The 293-nt window shown below is 43.7% G+C and carries 1 protein-coding gene; it reads right to left on the reverse strand.

Going from position 1 to position 293, the window contains the following annotated elements:
- Positions 1-293: glycine--tRNA ligase subunit beta (locus AAEY83_RS13905; protein ID WP_351059716.1), on the reverse strand; the 293-nt coding region annotated here is incomplete at both ends.

The following is a 293-nucleotide window of genomic DNA, read 5'->3' on the forward strand; positions in this document are numbered from 1 at the left end:
GGGCGAATAAATTGTGTTTTATTCGCGCCCCAACGCATTGGTTTAGGGATTGGTAATTTACTTAATGCTTTTGTGATTGCATCTGTCATTAGGGTTTTAGTTTCTTGCCCTGCTACTTTAGCAATGTGCAATAACCAAGCGCCTTTATCGGTTTCAAGTGTTTGTGCGTCTTTTACTTCAATACCACAACCACGTGCCCAACCCATTGCTGCTTTTGTTGGGTTACCTTCGCTGTCAAACGCTGCCTTTGTTGCTGGGCCACGCTTTTCAACTTCTTTGTCTTGTTGCTTAGC

The organism is Psychrobacter sp. TB20-MNA-CIBAN-0197, from assembly GCF_040309765.1.
Lineage (GTDB): Bacteria > Pseudomonadota > Gammaproteobacteria > Pseudomonadales > Moraxellaceae > Psychrobacter > Psychrobacter submarinus.